Source organism: Burkholderia sp. KL41 (assembly GCF_057005415.2).
On sequence record NZ_CM174447.1, the window covers coordinates 1,731,549 to 1,749,676 of the forward strand.

Genomic DNA, 18,128 nt, shown 5'->3' on the forward strand with positions numbered 1-18,128 from the left:
GTGCGCCATCGCGGTATAGTCGCGCGGCAGATTCGCATCGAGCAGGTGGTCAGGTTTTCGTGGAAGCCAGTCGCCCGTATCGCGCTTTCAGGGAGGGAAGCCATGAAGGAAGTGCCGTATTTCTCGCAGTGGGAATCGATGCACCTGGTTTCGCGGTTCGTGTCCCGCGAATTGCGCGCGGAGGACGACCCGTTGTGGCATCGCTCCGGCGCAAGCACGCCGGAGGAATACGCGCAGTGGAGCCCGAACATCTGCGGTATCGCGTGCCTGAAGATGCTGCTCGCATACCGCTCGGACACGATCGTGCCGCTGCTCGAACTGGTACGCGAGGCCGTCGGGTTCGGCGTCTACCGGCCCGAACTCGGCGACACGGGCAAGCGTCTGCATTACCGGCCCTTCGTGCACTGGGTGCGCGAGCGCTACGGGATCGATGGCGATGTGGTGGAAGGAGTCGATTCGGCCGCGCTCGAACCGAAGCTGCATGACGGGCACATGCTGATGGCGTCGGTGCATCCCGGCATCCGGCACGACGGCTTCGAGCCGCCGTCGCGGGGCGGGCACCTGGTGCTCGTGTTCGGCGCGAATCGCGACACCGGCGACTGGCTGTTCCACAACCCGTCCGGGTTCGACGCGCGCACGCAGCGGAACGTGTCGATGCCGCGCGCCACGTTCGACCGCTATTTCGCGAACCGCGGCATCCTGATTGCCCCATGACGTTGCGCATGCAACGAATCCTGCGCGCGCAGCATCAGGCGCCCGTCGCAACGGGCGCCTGACCGATCACCGGTCGTTGCGCTTCTTGCTCAGCTCGATCGTCTCGAACAGCGCGTAGTCGGCGGTCGGGTGCTGGTCGGCGCCCGGCGCGTGGTAGTAGCGCATCGTGATCGTCGTATGCCCGCCCGGCTTGCCCGGGTCGTGGTCGAACACGGCAATCCCGTAGCCGGTACCCGTATCGCGACGCGCGGACCAGATCGCATCCTCGAGTGCATCGGCCGGCTGGCGCACGAACGTATTCGGCGCCGTGCCCGGCACCGGCCGGTTCGGCTTCGTGAACACCTTCGCCCGCGCAAAGCCGGTTGCCGGGTTCTCGCCGTATACGTCGAGCGGCGCGCTGGTGCCGCCGCCGCCCAGGATCAGGTGGATCGTGCCGTGGCTCGTGTCGAACGTCGTGCGGTCCGGGTCGTTCGATCCGACCGGGCGCGGCTGCAGCGTCTCGACCACTTCGCCGGTCGTCGCATCGACGCCCGCGCGGTGATTGCAGCCGCGTACCGGGTAGCTGCGCTCGTAGTCGTGATCGTGGCCGCACAGCACGAGGTCGACGCCGTAACGGTCGAACAGCGGCAGCCATGCTTCGCGAATGCCCTTGTCGGAACCGTTGCCCGTCTTCGACGAACTGAGCGCGTCCTGGTGCATCTGCACGACGATCCAGTCGATGTCGTCGTCGTGCGCGGCATGACGCAGCGTGTGTTCGAGCCAGCGCGTCTGCTCGCCGTTGCTGTAGCCGCGCACGTAGAACGACGTGCCGGGCTCGATCGGCGGGCGGCCCGTGCTCGCGGCCGGCACGAGCGGCGCGGGGCCGCCGACGAACGCGGCGGCATCCTGGTACACGACGTCGTCGGCGTCGAGCGACACGAACAGCACCGAGCTCACGCGGAAGCTGTACCAGCGGCCCGGGAAGCGCGTGCCGTTTTCCGGCAGCGTATAGCGAGCGAGATACGAGTCGAGCCCCTGCGGACCATTGTTGAACTCGATCTCATGGTTGCCGGGGCACGGCATCCACGGACGATTCGCGGCAGACGTCTGGTTGTTGTTGCCGAAATCGCGCCACACCTCGGGCTGGTGCGCGGGGTTCAGGTTCGCGTAGCAGAGGTCGCCGTTCAGCAGGTGGAACAGCGGCTGGAACTGCTCGACGGCCTGCACCGCGAAGCGGCTCTGCGGCGACGACAGCACCCACGCACCGTTCGGCGTCGCAAGGTCGCCGTAGCTCGTGAAGCGGAACGGCGCGCGGCCGCGCGGTGCGGTCGAGAAATTCGCGGAGAACGGCTGCGCGGCATTGCTGTCGTTGTCGGCCGTGATCTCGTAGCGGTAGCGCGTATTCGGCTTCAGGCCGTGCACGCGCGCGTGGTACGCGAACACGGTCTCGCCGTTCAGGCCGTCGGTGTACAGGCGCTGGACGCCATGCACGGTGCGCGGCGGCTCGCCGTCGGCGACGATGCGCGCGCGCGGATTGACGGCCGACGCGAGCGATGCCCACGAGATCACGACTTCCGACGTCGGGTCGTTGCCCCACGTCAGGTGGACCTGTTCGGGCGTGCCGTCCGGGGTCGACGCGGCGGCCCGGGCCGCCGCGAGGCCACCGGCGGCGGTGGCGAGGCCGGATACGCCGGCGAGTTTCAGGAAGCCGCGGCGCGAGACGGATGCGGCGGGCTCGTTCGGCTGGATCGGGGAGTTGTCCTGGTTCGACATGGTCGGTGTTTTCGTGGATGGAGACGCGAGATGCGGAACCACCCGGCCGTGCGTGAGCGTGGCCGGGGCGTGGGCCGGAAACGAGCGGGATCCCGGTGCCGCACATTGTCGGAGCGCAGTTTTGCCGGGTTGTGACAGCACGGCAGCCCCGCGGGAACCCCGGCACCTGCCGAGCTTGCGGATCGGGGCATCCTGCCCGCGCCGGCGCGCGTCCGCTTCGGCCGATATTTATTTGCCGACATCGCGACGGATTCTGATCACCTGCGCCGTTTAACGCATGAACGGCCGCTTCCGGTCGATACCTGCTACATCGGAGTCTTTCATGAAGCTTTCCATCCCGTTGCGGTTTGCCACGGCATGCGTGGCCGCGCTGGCTGCGTCCGCTGCGTTCGCGCAGGCCGTCATCGTCGCGCCTTACGCGCCGCCGCCGCCTCGCGTCGAAGTGATGCCGGCGCCGCGCGCGGGCTATGTGTGGGACCAGGGCCACTGGCACTGGCGCCAGGGTCGTTATGTCTGGATTCCAGGCCACTGGCAGGTGGTTCGCGTCGGTTATCACTGGGTGCCGGGCCACTGGGCCGCGCGCGGTCCGGCGTGGCGCTGGGTTCCGGGTCACTGGGCCTGATGCGCACGCCGCCGCACGGCACGCGGTGCCGGCGCGGCGGCGCATTCCCGCAACGTCATGAGTCGCAGCCATGCCCTATCGAACCGTGGTGATACTGGCAGCCGCAGCCATCGTGCTGGCCGGCTGTGTCGTGGTGCCGGCGCGTCCGGTCTATTACCGGCCCGCGCCGGTCGTCGTATATTGAGCGCGCCGGCCGCCGCTCGCGCGACCGGGCGGCCGGCATCCGATCGAACCGATCGACACGATCGCCATGCGGCCTGAAACGGATGCCGATGAAACGGACCTTGCCGATGCCGTGCGCGATGCGTGCGGCGATCCCGAACCGCCAGCGTGGCGGGGCCGGGTAATGGCGCGGCGCATGCAAGGAGAGCACGACGATGAGCTTCGGTCTGCCGGCGGGCGCATTGACGAGCGCGCCGCGGCACAGACGCGCGATGCGCTGGAGCGCCCCGCGTTGAGCGACGGCGATCCGGACGCCGCGCTGGTGGCACGGGTCGGCGCGCGCGACGCGTCGGCCGTGCGCGTGCTCGTCGCGCGCAAGCTGCCGCGGCTGCTCGCACTCGCGACGCGCATGCTCGGCGACCGCACGGAAGCCGAGGACGTCGCACAGGAGACGTTCTTGCGGATCTGGAAACAGGCGCCGGGCTGGCGCGAGGGCGAGGCGCGGTTCGACACGTGGCTGCATCGTGTCGTGCTGAACCTGTGCTACGACCGCTTGCGCGGCCGCCGCGAGGAACCGGTCGACGTGTTGCCCGACGTGCCCGATCCGCAACCGGAACCGGCCGCCCGCGCGGAGACCCGCTCGCGCGACGCGCGCGTGCGGCAGGCGCTCGCGGCGTTGCCGGCGCGGCAGCGCGAAGCGCTCGTGCTCCAGTACTATCAGGACATGTCGAACATCGAGGCGGCCGACCTGATGGGCATTACCGTCGACGCGCTGGAAAGCCTGCTTGCGCGCGCGCGGCGAAACTTGCGCGCGCAACTGGCCGGCGATTCACCTAGCGAGGACATCCGATGACACCCGAACGATTTCGTACCATCGTCGCCGCGTACGGCTCGGATGCGCGGCGCTGGCCGGACGGCGAGCGCGCGGCTGCCGAGGCATGGGCGCGCGCGCATCCGGGCGACGCGTTGGCGGCGCTGGACGAGGCCGCCGAACTCGACGCGTGGCTCGCCAACGATACGGTCGCACCGCCCGCGCCGGCGCTCGTCGAGCGCATCGTCGCGACGGCGCCGGCCCCGGCGCCGCGGCGCACGCGGCGGCGGGGCACCGTGTGGTGGTCGGGCGCGGCATTCGCGGGCGTGGGCCTGGCCGGCGCGCTCGCGGGCGCGGTGGCCGTGTCGATGCTGATGCTCGGGAGCGTGCCGCCTGCGCACGAGCAGGGCTACCTGACAACGACGTTCGGCGGACCGAGCGTGGACTGGAGTGATGAATGAGTGAGCGTGGCTGGAAATTCGTTCTCGTCGGTTCGGTCGTGCTGAACGTATTCATGCTCGGCGCGATCGGCGGCGGCGCGTATCAGTGGTTCTCGACGCATCGCGACCTGCGGGCCGCGGGCGCACCTGCTTCGCGCACCGCATTGCGTTTCGCCGCGGACGAGTTGCCGGACACGCGCCAGCAGGAATTCGCCGCCGCGCTGAAGGCGGCACGCAAGGACGGTCGCGATTTCGCGCGGGAAGGGCGCGACGACCGGATCACCGTGCTGGATCTGCTCGCCGCGCCGCAACTCGATCGCACGGCGATCGACGCCGCGCTCGACCGCACGCGTGCGGCCGATACCGCGCTGCGTGCGCAGGTGGAGCGCAGCGTCGTCGATTTCGCGGCGACGCTGACGCCGGACGAGCGCGCGAAGTTCGTCGACGGGTTGCGGCGTAGCGGCAATTGGCGGTTGCCGCCGAAATTGCAGAAGAAGCAGGGCGAGGCGGGGAGTCAGTAAGGAAATGCTGCGCGGGGGACGTGCGGCGGCGCGCCTTTCCTGCGCTGTGCAATGCGTACGCGGAACACCGGTCGGCGATGCTTTCAGGCACGCGTTCGCGAACGATCGCAACGCGACCGCGACCGCGACCGCGACCGCGACCACGGCCACTTGACGCGGCGGGGACGTTCAACGTGCCAGCATCCAGGCGGAGATCGCGTCGACCACGCCGCTCTCCAGGCCATTGAAGCCGTGATAGGCGAACGCTTCGCATGGATCGCCCCGGGACGTGCCGCCCGACACGATCATCCGTTCGGCCTTCGGCGACGCATCCAGTTTCTTCAACAGCGTATCAGTGTCGGACACGGGGCAATGCTTGCAGCCGTCCTTCTCGTGGTGAACGACGAGCACCGGAATCCTGAGGCTGGCCAGGTTCATGTCGGTGACCGCGGTACCGCCTCGATCTTCACGAAGGATGGTGGACGTCAGCACGATACCGTCCGGCCCGCCGCCGCCGGCCAGCGCGATCGCAACGGCAGCGGCGGACTGGGTGCCGCGGCTCGTCCCGACCAGCCAGACCGGTACGTGCAGTTGCTCCCTCAACCACGCGATCACGGCACGCGCGTCGTCGGCGTGTTCCTTCGAGAGTCGAAAGCCGTTGAGGTAGGGCGCGGATTGCCGGTCGCTCGGTGCATCGATGACCGCGACAGCGATACCGTCATTCACGAACAGCTGCCTGGCGCGGACGAGAAAGTTGCCTGCGCCCCATCCGAACCGGCCGGACGGGTCCAGTTGCAGCCCGCCGTGTCCGCCGGCGTAAAGGATGGCCGCGGCTTTCGGCGCATCCGGCGCGATGAAGAGAAACCGCTGGGTGACCCCGGGACGGGTCGGGACGTCGACGACCCTCGGCTGACCCTGCGCGTGAGCGGGATAACCGTGCAGCGCCAACACCATGGCGAGCAGCCACGCGCGTGCCCGGCGCAGAGGCGGACGCTTCGCACCGAAGCAACGAAACCGCGCGTGCAAGCTGACAGGAAGTGGGTTCATCGTAGCGGTGGCCGGCGCATTCCGCCGTGGCCGGCCGGAGTGCGGCAGCTTCTCCTGTTCAATGTAGCGGCGCCACGTCGACGCGAGTGTGTCGGGCCGTGGCTGCCCGAACCGTCGTGTTCCACCGGACGCGCGGCATTCAAGGCGATTCGGCACACTGAACGATTTCGCCGGTGTAGCGCTTGAGGTCGCGTGCGTCGTCCTTCATGCGAATCGATCGGCAAAGGCGACAACGGGAGCGGGCAGCAGGATGGCGAGCAGCTTGGTCACGGCCGATCTCCTGTGGCTCGAATTCTTGCTCCGGGGCGGGGCGACGATACCTCCGTGACCCGGAGCGATACATTCCATTGAGTCTAGGCCGCTTTCCGGGAACGGCAAGCGCCGGGCGGATATCGGCGACAAGGCGGCATTCGACCCGTCCAGGGTTTCGGCCGACGCACGTTCCGGCCGGGGCCATGCCGGTCAGGCTGGCGAAAGCCTGTCGGCCGAATGTCGAAGCGTGCCCGTCCCTCGGCGGGGCACGGGGCGGCGTTGCGGCGGCTGAGCGATCCGTCGATGCGCTGCCACCGTCGGTTGAATCCGCGCAGGAAACTCGAACGGCGACACACACGCATTCAAGTCCGCGCAGGAAACTCGCACGCCGACACACACGTTTTCAACCCCGCGCGCCAAACCCGAAATATTCGTCTTCCCGGCGACGGATTTCCCGCCGGCCGACGTTTAACACGGGTACGCATCGCAAGAGCCCCGCCATGGACCACCCGAACGACATCACCCCGGCCGCGATCGCGCTGAACCGCTTCGGTCTCGGCGCGCGGGCCGATGAAGCGCCGCCTGCCGACCCGAAGGCGGCGCTCGTCGCGCAGTTCGACCGTTACGAAGCGCGGCCGGCCGCGTGGGCCGGCGAGCCCGACGCGGTGGCGCTCGCCACGCGCTTCGCGAACGCGCGCAATGCGATGACCGGCGACGATCCCGCAACGAAGCGCGCGACCGAGCAGTCGATCCGGCGCGACGGCAACGACACGTATCGCAGCGCCGTCGTCGCGCGGGTCAACAGCGCGTTGAACACGTCCGCGCCGTTCGTCGAGCGTCTCGTGCATTTCTGGGCGAACCATTTCGCGGTATCGGTCGACAAGGGGCCGGTGGCGGCCTACGCGGGCGCGTTCGAACGCGACGCGATCCGCCCGCACGTGCTCGGCCGTTTCGAGGACATGCTGGTCGCCGTCGAGCAGCATCCCGCGATGCAGCTGTTCCTCGACCAGGCGCGCTCGGTCGGCCCCGACAGCCCGGCCGCGCTGCGTGCCGAAGCGCGCAATCCGTCGGGCAGGCGCGGGCTCAACGAGAATCTCGCGCGCGAAATCATGGAGCTGCATACGCTTGGCGTACGCACGGGTTATACGCAAGCCGACGTGACGGAATTCGCGCGCGCGCTGACCGGCTGGAGCATCGCCGGCGGGCGCGGCCCGCAGCCCGGCGATGCGGCGCCCGGCGCGTTCGTGTTTCGCCCGAAACTGCACGAGCCCGGCGTGCGGACCGTGATGGGGCGCAGCTACGACCAGCCCGGCGAATCGCAGGCCCGCGCGATCCTGCACGACCTCGCGCATTCGGAGGCGACCGGTCGGCATATCGCGTTCCAGCTCGCCCGTCATTTCGTCGCCGACAATCCGCCGCCCGCGCTGACCGACCGGCTCGCCCGCGCATTCGACGCGAGCGGCGGCGATTTGCCGACCGTCTATCGCGCGCTCGTCGACGCGCCCGATGCGTGGTCGCCGGTCAACCGCAAGTTCAAGACCCCGTGGGAGTGGGCCGTTTCTTCGCTGCGCGGGCTCGGCTGGCACGACACGGGCGACCTGAAGGCCGCGCCGCTGCTCGCGCAGCTCGGCCAGCCGGTGTGGCGGCCGGGCTCGCCGGCCGGCTACGACGACGTGGCCGCGAGCTGGGCCGCGCCCGACGCGCTCGTGCGCCGCGTCGAGCTGGCGCAGCGGCTGGCCGCGCGCACGGGCGACCGGCTCGATCCACGCACGCTCGGCAACACGCTGCTCGCGGGTTCGTTGAGCGCGCCGACGGCGACCGCGCTGTCGCGTGCCGAAAGCGCGACCACGTCGCTCGCCTTGCTGCTCGTATCGCCCGATTTCCAACGGAGATGACCATGGCACTGTCCCGCCGACAATTCCTGCGCGTGGCGGCCGCCGGCGCCGGCGCGATGCTCGTCGCGCCGCGGATCGTGTTCGCGAACGTCGAGACTGACCGGCGCTTCGTGTTCGTGATCCAGCGCGGCGCCGCCGACGGCCTGAACACCCTGGTGCCGTATGCCGAACCCGCGTATGCGTCGCTGCGCGGCCCACTGGCGATCGACACGGCGGCCGCGACGCGGCTCGACGGCACGTTCGCGTTGCATCCGTCGCTCGTGCAGACCGCGCAGTTGTACCGCGACGGGCAGGCGCTGTTCGTTCATGCGATCGCGTCGCCGTATCGCGACCGCTCGCATTTCGACGGCCAGAACGTGCTCGAGACGGGGGGCCGCGCGCCGTACCAGGTGAAGGACGGGTGGCTGAACCGGCTCGCCGCGCTGCTGCCGGCGACACGCGAAAGCGCGATCGCGTTCGCACCGACCGTGCCGCTCGCGCTGCGCGGCACCGTGCAGGCGGCGTCGTACGCGCCGTCCGGTTTGCCGGCCGCGCCGGACGACCTGCTCGCGCGCGTGTCGGCGCTCTACGAGGCCGACGCGCAGCTCGGCCCGCTGTGGCAATCGGCGATGGATGCGCGCGGCCTCGCCGGCGATGCGCATGCGCGGCAGGATCCGGCGGGTGTCGGCAAGCTCGCCGCGACGTTTCTCGCGCGCGACGACGGCCCGCGCATCGCGATGATCGAAACGGGTGGCTGGGACACGCACAGTGCGCAGAACGGACGGCTCGCGAATCAGCTGAAAGCGCTCGACACGATGCTCGCCGCGCTGCGCGACGGCCTCGGGCCCGCATGGCAGCAGACCACGGTGCTGGTGGCGACCGAGTTCGGCCGCACGGCCGCCGCGAACGGCACGGGCGGCACCGATCACGGGCAGGCGTCGGTCGCGATGCTCGCGGGCGGCGCGGTCGCGGGCGGCCGCGTGATCGCCGACTGGCCGGGTTTGCGGCCGGGCGACCTGTACGAAGGACGCGACCTGAAGCCGACCGCGTCGCTCGACGCGCTGATCTCGGGCGCCGCCGCCGAAAGCCTGCGGCTCGATCCGCACCGCACCGCGTCCGCGCTGTTCGCCGAAAGCGGCGCGATGCGGCCGATGAGCGGGCTGATTCGCGGCACGGCGTGATGCGCCGGGTTGCCGCTTCCGCGCCGATTCATTCACGACACAAAAGGGAGAATGCAAGATGATGAAGATCCGCTCCGTTTCGCTCACCGTGCTGGTAGCGGCCAGTGCGACGTTGATGTCCGCCTGCGTGGTCGAGCCCGTGCGGCCGCCGCAGCCGGCGCCGGTCGTCGAGGTGCCGCCGCCGATGCCCGCGCCGGGCTATCGCTGGGCGAAAGGGCATTACCGGTGGGCCGGCAATCACTGGGCGTGGGTGCCCGGGCACTGGGTGGGCGTGTACTGATCGGGCGTGACGTGCCGCGCGGCGTGCGGCGAGGGTGCGGGGAAGCGGCGCTGCGTATTGAACTGCGATGCGCGTTGCCCTAAGCTGCCGGATCGTGGCGACGGGCAACCGGCGACGGGCATCCGGCGACGGGCATCCGGCGACGGGCTTCCGGCGACGCGCATTCCCGTTCGTCCGCCACGGCGAGCCGATCCGCGGCCGCCGGTTTCTTCGTTACGGCACCCACATGAAAGCATGGCTCGTTGCGCTGGCCGTCGTCGCCGGCATGACCGGCGCGCACGCCGCGTCGTTCAACTGCACGAAGGCGTCCACGTTCGTGGAGCGTGAAATCTGCACCAATCCGACGTTGTCGCGTCTCGACGATGCGCTCAACGCGGATTTCCAGCACATGCTCTACGACTTCAGCAACTATCCGGTCGAGGATCCGCCCGAGTACGAGCAGTTCATGGCGACGCAGAGGGCGTGGCTGAAGACGCGTAACCGCTGCACGACGACGCAGTGCCTGATCGACAGCTACCGCAAGCGCATCGACGTGCTGTGCGGCCAGATCGACGTGCCGGCGAAAAGCGACCGCGCGAAATGCCGCAGCAACGGCGGCCTGGGCGGGCTCGAACTCGATCACTGAGCGCCGGCGTGGCGTGCGAGCCGGGAGCCGCCAGGCCGGTGCGCGCCTACCATCCGATCCGGTGTTTCTCCTCCGTCTCGCGATGCCGCCAGTCGTCGTCCGCATGCAGGTACTGGCTCGTCGTCGTGAGCGACGCGTGGCCGAGGTTGTCGCGCACGAGCCGCAGGTCGATGCGGCCGTCGGCCATGTGCGAGCCCGCGCTGTGGCGCAGCCAGTGCGCGGATGCCTGTTCGAGCACGCGTGCCTGCTGCTCGCCGGCTTCGCCGTTCGCGCGCAGCCGGTCGGCCGCGTGCCGGAACACCTGCTTCACGATCCGGTGCAGCGCCGCGCGCGTGAGCGGCTTGCGTGCCTGGCCGACCGGCAGCACGAGCGGCGTGGGCTCGCCGTCGGACGGCAACGCGGGCAGGCCGTGCGCGCGCCGGTAGCGCGACAGCTCGGCCATCATTTCGTCGGTGGCCGGCACGAGCCGCTGCCGGCCGCCTTTGCCCGTCACGTCGAGCCACCAGCGGTCGCGCCCGTCCGCGTCGCGCCGGCAGAAGAACTGGCCCATCGTCGTGTCGGCCGCTTCGGTGATGCGCAGCCCGCCGAGATACAGCAGCGTGAACAGCCACCGCGCGCGGTCCGCGTGGAAGCCTGCCCGCGCGTCGTCGCGCGGCATCGCGGCGATCGCCTCCTTGACCGACTGCCACAGCGGTTGCCCGAGATGGCGCGTGACGCGCGGTGCGGGCCGGCGCTGCCGCTGGCGCGACAACGCGAGCGGATTGCCGGCCAGGTAACCGGCCTGCACGAGCCACGAGAACATCACGTTCAGGATCACCAGCGCCTGCCGCTGGCTGGCCGCCGACAGCGGCCCGTAGAACGGCCGCCAGCGCGGATCGTCGCGCGGATGCTTGCGTCCGCCGTTCGCGCACCACAGCTCGGCCGGCGCGGGCGCGAGCAGGAACTGCCGGTAGACGATCAGATCTTCGTGCGTGAGCGACGACAGCGGCTTGCCGCACGCGATCACGGCCCACAGCAGCAGGCGCTCGGCTTCCTTGCGGTAATTCTGGAACGTGGTCGGTGTGTCGACGAAGCGCGCGAGCCAGGCGCGCACCGCGTCGAGGTCGTTGGTCGCGGCAATCTGCGGATGCGTGCCGGTCGAGCGGTTGGTGCCCGTGCGTCCGTCGAGCGCGGCCGGCACGGTCAGCGCATCGATCGGCAGCGGGCGCAGCGCGGCGTCGGACGGAACGGGTGAGGTCATGCGAAACGGGGTGCGTTGAGCGGATCGTACGCGTGGAGGCGGGCGGACGAACGCGGCGCGATCAGGCGAATCAGGAAGCGTCGATGGTACACGATCATCACACGGCGAACCCGCCGTCGACGGCGATCGCCTGACGGGTAATGAAGCGCGCGGCGGGCGAGCACAGCCGCGTCATCGTTTTCGCGATGTGGCGGTGACTCGCCGAGCCGCGCCATCCGCGTGGCCGGTGTGCGTTGCGCGTTGTCGTCGCGGTTTTCCGGGCGGCCGGTGCTCGCCGAACCGGCGATGCCGCCCGGGCACACGCGGAAACGGCACTCGATTCCGTCGGGCGTGCGCAGGCCCGCGCTGGGCGAGATACGGCGGCAGGGCCGCGGGCGCCGCGGTCATTCGGGTTGTCTCCTGTTGCGGGCACCGGGCCGGCAGGGCTGAACAGGCCGCGTCGCCCGGCGTGCGCGTGCGAGCCGCCGGCGGTGATGCGCGCGGCTGAACCGGATCACGGTAGCGTACCGGCGCGGGCGACATCCCGCGAATGAAGGTGGTGGTCCGATATCTGTAAGGTGTTTGTGAACTTTCTTGCGGCGAGGGTTTCTAATCGGCCCGCCAACGTTTCCTGAGGAACATCAGATGATTCGCCAATCCAGAACGCTGCTCGGCGCGGCCGTCATTGCCGGCAGCACGCTCCTCGCCGGATGTCAGACCGACGCGGTCGCCACGGCGCCGAACGCGGTGCGCCCGGCCGACGGCAAGCCGGTGACCAGGACCGTCCAAGTCGCGCCGCAATCCGCGCGATGCACGGGCGTCGCGCCGATGGAGTGCCTGCAGGTGCGAAACGGCCCGAACGAGCCGTGGAGCCTGTGGTACGCGGGCATCGAAGGCTTCGCTTACCAGCCCGGATACCTGTACACGCTTGAAATCGACGAATACCGCGTGGCTCAGCCGCCGGCCGACGGCTCGTCGATTCGCTGGGTGCTCAAGCGCGTCGTCGAGCGCCGTCAGGTGAACTGACGGCCGCGCTCACGCGGACGGGCGCGCTGCGGCACCGGCCGCCGGCGCGACCGTGTCGATCCGCCGGAACACGACGGACGACAGCAGCGTCACCCCACCCATGCACGCGAACGACAGCATGAATCCGTGCGCCATCGAGCCCCGACTGGCGGCAAACAGGCTGACGAGGCCGCCGCCGATCGACACGCCGAGCCCCATCGCCAGCATCTGCATCATCGTGAACAGGCTGTTGCCGCTGCCGGCGTCGGCATGCGACAACCCCTTGAGCGTCACGCCGTTCATCGCCGCGAACTGCATCGAGTTCGCGGTGCCGAACACGATCAGCAGCGCGCTTTCCAGTAGCGGCGCGGGCCGCACCGACACCAGCGCGAACCCCGCGATCGCGCACCCGACGATCCCCGTATTCACGACCAGGAACGCTGCATAGCCGAAGCGCTTCACGAGCGGCGCGATCCAGCGTTTCGCGATGACCCCCGCGATCGCGGCCGGCAGCATCATCAGCCCCGATTGCAGCGGCGTATAGCCGAGCTGCACCTGCATCAGCAGCGGCAGCATGAACGGCACCGAGCTCGTGCCGATCCGGCACAGCAGGTTGCCGAGCAGCCCCGAACCGAAATTCGGCTCGCGGAACAGCCCGAGCCGGAACAGCGGCTGCGCGCGGCGCCGCGCGTGCGGCAGGTACGCGAGCGCGCTCGCCAGCCCGAGCACCGCGAGCCCGGCCGCCCATGCGGCGCGATGCGCGGGCATCGGCGGGTCGATCGCGAGCGACAGCGCGATCATCGCGACCGACAGCAGCGCACAGCCGACGAAATCGAAGGGCGGCGCTTGTGTCGCCTGGTCGTGCGGCAGGTAGCGCTGCACGGTAAGAAAGCCGACCACGCCGACCGGCACGTTGACGATGAACACCCAGTGCCACGAAATCGCCTGCGTGAGCCAGCCGCCGAGCGTCGGCCCGACGATCGGGCCGAGCTGGCCGGCGGTCGACACGAACGCGATCGCCGCGACGTACTGTTCGCCCGGCACGCGGCGCAGCACGGCGAGCCGCCCGATCGGCAGCAGCATCGAGCCGCCGATGCCCTGCAGCGCACGCGCGGCGACGAGCTGGCCGAGCGTATGCGACGCCGCGCAGCCGATCGATGCGAGCACGAACACGAGAATCGCAATCGAGAACACGCGGCGTGTGCCGAACCGGTCGGCCAGCCAGCCGGACGCCGGCGTGAGCATCGCCATCGTCAGCGTATAGACGACCACGACGGGCTGCATCGCGAGCGGCGACGCGTGCAGGCTTTGCGCGATCGAAGGCAGGGCGGTGTTGACGATCGTCGTGTCGAGCGACTGCATGAAGAACGCAGCGGCGACGATCCAGAGCAGCGCGGAGTGTGTGGGTTCCCGGGACATGGCGAATTCGATGGTGCGAAGGCCGGCGCGGGCGGCGCGTCGGCACGGCGCCAGCCGGTCTTCAAGCGCATGATGGTACCGATTCCGGTAGTCATCGGGAAGCTGCCTGAATACGTTGACTGTCATCGGAAACAACGATGACAATGCGGGATGCTCAATCCCGTCTGGCTCAAGACGTTCGCGACCGTCACGAACTGCCGCAGCTTCACCGAAGCGGGCCGGCAGCTCGGGCTCAACCAGTCGAGCGTCAGCGAACACATCCGTCGTCTCGAGGAAAGCGTCGGGCGGCGCCTGTTCGTGCGCGACACGCATTCGATCGCGATGACGGCCGACGGCGAGGCGCTGCTCGTGCATGCGAACGTGATCCTGCAGGCGCTGAACCGCGCGGAATCGCAATTCCGCAAGCCGAGGCTGCAGGGCCTGGTGCGGCTCGGCGCGCCGGACGATCTCGCGCTCGTCGCGTTGCCGGACGTGCTGGCCGGGTTTCGCGCCGCGCACCCGGACGTCGCGCTGGAGATCACCACCGGCATGACGAGCCGGCTCTACGAAGGGCTGGACGCGGGGGCGCTCGACCTGATGATCGGCAAGCGGCGGCTCGGCGAGCGGCGCGGCACGCCGCTCCTGCGCACGCGGCTCGAGTGGGTTGCGCGGCCCGGCACCGTCGTCGATCCGGAGCGGCCGCTGCCGCTCGTGCTGGTCGCCGAGCCGAGCGTGACGCGCGCGATCGTCCTGAACGCGCTCGCCGAGAAGGGCATCGGCTGGGAAGTCGTGTGCTCGAGCAGCAGCCAGCCGGGCTGCATCGCGGCCGCGCGCGCGGGGCTCGGCTTGACCGCGACGTCGCACTATTTGTCGACGGGCGGGCTGGCGCCGCTGGTCAACGGCGGCGCGCTGCCCGAGCTGCCCGACATCGAATTCATCGCACTGGCCGCGAAGCGGCTCAGCCAGCCGGCGCGCACGCTGCTCGAATTGCTGGAAGCGAGCGACCTGAGCACACCGGGCGCGAACGCGTAACGGGCTCGCCACGTGCGACGCGCCCGGTTCCGGCGCCCGCGCAACGCGATGTGACGCGCTCCGTCACGCGACCATCATGCGACCGCCATGCGACCATCATGCAGCCCGCTTCTGCGAAATCACCAGCAGCGCGCCGTTCTTGTCCTCCAGTACCGCGCGGTATTCGTGCGGCCCGGCCTGCACGGGCACGCGCACCGACGCGCCGGCCTTCACGACCCGCGCCATCGCCGCATACAGGTCGTCGTCCTCGTCGACGCGCAGCGTGAGCGCCGCGCGCTCGACGATCTGCTCGTCGCCCGCGACCAGCGCGATCGTCAGCGGGCCGCCGTCGAGCGCGCAATAACGATCGCCGTCGCGGAACTTCACGTTCAGGCCCAGCCCGTCGACGAACAGCGGCAGCGCCGTGTCGATGTCGTCGACGGGATACAGCAGCATCGATACCTTCATCCCGGATCTCCCTTGTCTTGATGTGGGCGGCGTGCAACGTGCCGCCGTTCGATGCTAGCGCGCCGTTCGCGCGCTCACGCAGTCCGATCGGATGACCGTGAAACCCCTCTGTCCCCGCATGCGTGCCGATACTCCGAACAGACGATGCCCGCGCCCGGCCGCGCGCCGACACTCCCATCCGTGGACCGTCGCTATTCGTCCGTATCGTGCGGGCGGGCTGCGCGACCCCGACTCGTCCAACATACATGGAGACGCACGCAATGAAGTTTTCCCTCATCTACGAAGCCCAGACCACCGACGCATCGCGCGAGGGCGACCACCGGGTGTTCAAGGAGACGGTCGAACAGGCGCTGCTCGCCGAGCAGGTCGGCTTCGACACGATCTGGTGCGTCGAGCACACGTCGCTGACCAACTATGCGCATATGAGCGCGCCGGAAACCTTCCTTGCGTACCTGGCCGGCCGCACGACGCGCATCGGCCTCGGCCACGGCGTCGTGTGCCTGCCGCCCGCGATGAACCACCCGATCAAGGTCGCCGAGCGCGTCGCGCTGCTCGACATCCTGTCGGGCGGCCGCGTGCACTTCGGTGTCGGCAAGGGCGGGAGCCAGCAGGAAGCCGGCGCGTTCGGCTACGACCTCAACGAGCTGCAGCCGATGATCGACGAATCGATGTACCTCGTGCCGAAGATGTTCGTGCAGGACGAGATCGAGCACGACGGCAAGTACATCAAGATCCCGAAGCGTCCGATCCACCCGAAGCCGTTCCAGGACCCGCACCCGCCGATGTACCTCGCGTGCACCAACACCGACGCGCTGCTGCGCGCCGGCCAGCGCGGGATGGGCGCGCTGGTGCTCGGCTTCGGCGGCCCCGATGAAGTCGCGAAGAAGAACGCCGTGTATCGCGAAGCGTGGGCGAACCGCAAGCCGGAAGACCAGGTCGGCTTCCGCCCGACCCAGCACCTCGCGGCGCTGTGCCCGACGGTCGTGATGGCCGACGGCCAGGCCGCCCGCAAGATCGGCATCCGCGGTCAGCGCTACTTCATGGAATCGCTCGCGTACTGGTACACGGGCGGCGAGCGTCCGGACCCGGCGAAGTGGGGCGACGACCTCGTGCAGGCCGACACCGGCGAGATGGTGATCCGCTCGCGCTTCGCGTCGGAGGAAGTCGTCGTGAACTTCGCCGATCCGGCGCTCGCGATGATGAACCCGAACCACGCGTACGGCACGGTGGACGACTGCATCGGCTATGTCGGCCGCCTGCAGGAAGCCGGCGTGGACGAAGTGCTGTTCCTGTGCCAGATGGGCACGGTGCCGCACGAAGCGCAGATGGAGACGATCCGCAATATCGGCGAGCACGTGATCCCGTTCTTCAACAAGGAGAAGGAGCGGGCCTGCGCGTAAGGCGGGGCGGGCCGCGCCCGTCGTCCCGTCCGGTCGGACGATGCGGCGCGGTCGCGCGACGCCGACCATCGGTGGTGGCGAGCATCGCCCGCGGCCAGGCCGCGCAGAACAACCATGAACGAGAGCGGGGCGGGCGCCGCGGCGCAGCCCCCGTTCCACAGGAGACATTCGTGCATCGCGACAACGATTCGAACGCATTGGCCGCCACGCTGGTCGCCCGGGCCGAGGCGCTGGCGCCGACGCTGGCCGGCCGCGCCGCGCAGGCGGAAGCGCAGGGCCGCATCCCGGCCGAGACGATCGCCGACATGCAGGCCGCCGGTTTCTTCAAGGTGCTGCAGCCGAAGCGCTACGGCGGCTACGAGCTCGATCCGCAGGCCTTCTTCGACATCCAGATGGCACTCGCGCGCGGCTGCATGTCGACCGCGTGGGTGTACGGCGTCGTCGGCGTGCACAACTGGCAGCTCGCGCTGTTCGACGAGCGCGCGCAGCAGGACGTGTGGGGCAACGACCCGGCGACGCTGATCGCGTCGACCTACATGCCGGTCGGCCGCGTCACGCCGGTCGACGGCGGTTTTCGCCTGTCGGGCCACTGGAAGTTCTCGAGCGGCAGCGAACTGTGCGAATGGGTGTTCCTCGGCGCGCTGGTGCCGCCGGCCGAGGCCGGCCAGCCGCCCGAATACCGCACCTTCCTGCTGCCGAAATCCGACTACCGGATCGAGCAGGACTGGGACGTGCTCGGCCTGCGCGCGACGGGCAGCCACGACATCGTCGTCGACGACGTGTTCGTGCCCGCGTACCGCACGCACAAGGCGATCGACGGGATGATGGGCACGAGCCCGGGCCTTGCCGTCAACGATGCACCGCTGTTCAGGCTGCCGTTCGCGCAGATCTTCGTGCGCGCCGTGTGCACGTCGTGCATCGGCGCGTTGCAGGGCGCGCTCGACGATTTCACCGGTTATGCGGCCACGCGCGTGTCGGCCAACAGCGGCGCGAAGACGACCGACGATCCGGGCGCGCAGAACGCGTGCGCGAACGCGGCCGTCGCGATCGACGAGATGAAGGTGCTGCTCAAGCGCAATTTCGCGGAACTGATGGCGTCGGTGACCGGCGGCCCGGTCGTGTCGATCGAGCGCCGCGTGCATTTCCGCTACCAGTCCGCCCAGGTCGCCGAGCGCTGCGCGCAGGCGGCGAACGTGCTGCTGCGCTACGCGGGCGGCAACGGCATCTATCACCGCAATCCGCTGGTGCGCCGCTTCCTCGACCTGCATGCGGCCCGCGCGCATTACGCGAACAACGTCGACCGTTTCGGCCAGAACCTCGGCGCCGTGATGCTCGGCCGCGAGAACACCGACTTCTTCATCTGACGG

18 protein-coding genes are annotated in these 18,128 nt (G+C 69.7%); 13 read left to right on the top strand and 5 right to left on the bottom strand.

The genetic code is table 11. From position 1 onward, the window contains the following. Nucleotides 1-102: 102 nt before the first annotated feature. On the top strand, nt 103-714 hold the full coding sequence (locus PQB87_RS25215) for a C39 family peptidase (protein ID WP_489244186.1): 612 nt from the start codon (nt 103-105) through the stop codon (nt 712-714). 66 nt (nt 715-780) lie between these two features. On the opposite strand, the gene PQB87_RS25220 is transcribed toward PQB87_RS25215, so the two are convergent. Continuing rightward, on the bottom strand, nt 781-2,466 hold the full coding sequence (locus tag PQB87_RS25220; RefSeq protein ID WP_021162944.1) for a purple acid phosphatase family protein: 1,686 nt from the start codon (nt 2,464-2,466) through the stop codon (nt 781-783). Nucleotides 2,467-2,788: 322 nt separating this feature from the next. On the opposite strand from PQB87_RS25220, the gene PQB87_RS25225 reads away from it, so the two are divergent. From PQB87_RS25225 to PQB87_RS25240, 4 genes are all read left to right on the top strand, one after another. Then, nucleotides 2,789-3,088 (top strand): YXWGXW repeat-containing protein, encoded by a 300-nt coding sequence (locus PQB87_RS25225; RefSeq protein ID WP_027791779.1) that lies wholly within the window; start codon nt 2,789-2,791, stop codon nt 3,086-3,088. A gap of 250 nt (nt 3,089-3,338) precedes the next feature. Continuing rightward, nucleotides 3,339-4,103: an RNA polymerase sigma factor gene (locus PQB87_RS25230; RefSeq protein WP_081057323.1), complete on the top strand. Its 765-nt coding sequence runs from the start codon at nt 3,339-3,341 to the stop codon at nt 4,101-4,103. Then, nucleotides 4,100-4,522 carry a hypothetical protein gene (locus tag PQB87_RS25235; RefSeq protein WP_021162949.1) on the top strand — a complete coding sequence of 141 codons (423 nt, stop codon included), beginning with the start codon at nt 4,100-4,102 and terminating at the stop codon, nt 4,520-4,522. The genes PQB87_RS25230 and PQB87_RS25235 overlap by 4 nt, the downstream gene beginning before the upstream one ends. Further along, entirely contained in the window at nt 4,519-5,022 is a 504-nt protein-coding gene (locus tag PQB87_RS25240) for a periplasmic heavy metal sensor (RefSeq protein WP_059650503.1), read from the top strand. The genes PQB87_RS25235 and PQB87_RS25240 overlap by 4 nt, the downstream gene beginning before the upstream one ends. 168 nt (nt 5,023-5,190) lie before the next feature. Here PQB87_RS25240 and PQB87_RS25245 read toward each other — a convergent pair whose 3' ends face one another. Next, on the bottom strand, nt 5,191-6,048 hold the full coding sequence (locus PQB87_RS25245; protein ID WP_489244190.1) for an alpha/beta hydrolase: 858 nt from the start codon (nt 6,046-6,048) through the stop codon (nt 5,191-5,193). Nucleotides 6,049-6,800: 752 nt separating this feature from the next. On the opposite strand from PQB87_RS25245, the gene PQB87_RS25250 reads away from it, so the two are divergent. From PQB87_RS25250 to PQB87_RS25265, 4 genes are all read left to right on the top strand, one after another. Next, entirely contained in the window at nt 6,801-8,195 is a 1,395-nt protein-coding gene (locus tag PQB87_RS25250) for a DUF1800 domain-containing protein (RefSeq protein WP_153489435.1), read from the top strand. 2 nt (nt 8,196-8,197) lie between these two features. Next, complete coding sequence (locus tag PQB87_RS25255) at nt 8,198-9,355, top strand: DUF1501 domain-containing protein (protein WP_431189270.1); 1,158 nt, start codon at nt 8,198-8,200, stop codon at nt 9,353-9,355. Between the two features lie 61 nt (nt 9,356-9,416). After that, nucleotides 9,417-9,635: a YXWGXW repeat-containing protein gene (locus PQB87_RS25260; RefSeq protein ID WP_027791772.1), complete on the top strand. Its 219-nt coding sequence runs from the start codon at nt 9,417-9,419 to the stop codon at nt 9,633-9,635. Nucleotides 9,636-9,861: 226 nt separating this feature from the next. Beyond that, complete coding sequence (locus PQB87_RS25265) at nt 9,862-10,260, top strand: lysozyme inhibitor LprI family protein (protein WP_021162957.1); 399 nt, start codon at nt 9,862-9,864, stop codon at nt 10,258-10,260. 46 nt (nt 10,261-10,306) lie between these two features. Here PQB87_RS25265 and PQB87_RS25270 read toward each other — a convergent pair whose 3' ends face one another. Next, a complete protein-coding gene (locus PQB87_RS25270; protein WP_489244192.1) occupies nt 10,307-11,500 on the bottom strand; it encodes a tyrosine-type recombinase/integrase in 1,194 nt (397 codons plus the stop codon). A 624-nt stretch (nt 11,501-12,124) separates the two neighbouring features. Between PQB87_RS25270 and PQB87_RS25275 the strand changes: the two genes are divergently transcribed. Further along, on the top strand, nt 12,125-12,505 hold the full coding sequence (locus tag PQB87_RS25275; protein WP_059683736.1) for a DUF4377 domain-containing protein: 381 nt from the start codon (nt 12,125-12,127) through the stop codon (nt 12,503-12,505). Between the two features lie 9 nt (nt 12,506-12,514). On the opposite strand, the gene PQB87_RS25280 is transcribed toward PQB87_RS25275, so the two are convergent. Then, nucleotides 12,515-13,903 carry a DHA2 family efflux MFS transporter permease subunit gene (locus PQB87_RS25280; RefSeq protein ID WP_059683734.1) on the bottom strand — a complete coding sequence of 463 codons (1,389 nt, stop codon included), beginning with the start codon at nt 13,901-13,903 and terminating at the stop codon, nt 12,515-12,517. A 150-nt stretch (nt 13,904-14,053) separates the two neighbouring features. Here PQB87_RS25280 and PQB87_RS25285 point away from each other — a divergent pair, with 150 nt between their 5' ends. After that, nucleotides 14,054-14,914 (top strand): LysR family transcriptional regulator, encoded by an 861-nt coding sequence (locus tag PQB87_RS25285; protein ID WP_027791767.1) that lies wholly within the window; start codon nt 14,054-14,056, stop codon nt 14,912-14,914. A 96-nt stretch (nt 14,915-15,010) separates the two neighbouring features. On the opposite strand, the gene PQB87_RS25290 is transcribed toward PQB87_RS25285, so the two are convergent. Continuing rightward, nucleotides 15,011-15,361, bottom strand: a complete 351-nt coding sequence (locus PQB87_RS25290; RefSeq protein ID WP_011355015.1) for a VOC family protein — start codon at nt 15,359-15,361, stop codon at nt 15,011-15,013. Between the two features lie 260 nt (nt 15,362-15,621). Between PQB87_RS25290 and PQB87_RS25295 the strand changes: the two genes are divergently transcribed. Both PQB87_RS25295 and PQB87_RS25300 read left to right on the top strand, forming a co-directional pair. Further along, nucleotides 15,622-16,761 carry an LLM class flavin-dependent oxidoreductase gene (locus PQB87_RS25295; RefSeq protein ID WP_011355016.1) on the top strand — a complete coding sequence of 380 codons (1,140 nt, stop codon included), beginning with the start codon at nt 15,622-15,624 and terminating at the stop codon, nt 16,759-16,761. Between the two features lie 170 nt (nt 16,762-16,931). After that, complete coding sequence (locus PQB87_RS25300) at nt 16,932-18,125, top strand: acyl-CoA dehydrogenase family protein (RefSeq protein WP_489244196.1); 1,194 nt, start codon at nt 16,932-16,934, stop codon at nt 18,123-18,125. Nucleotides 18,126-18,128: the final 3 nt, after the last annotated feature.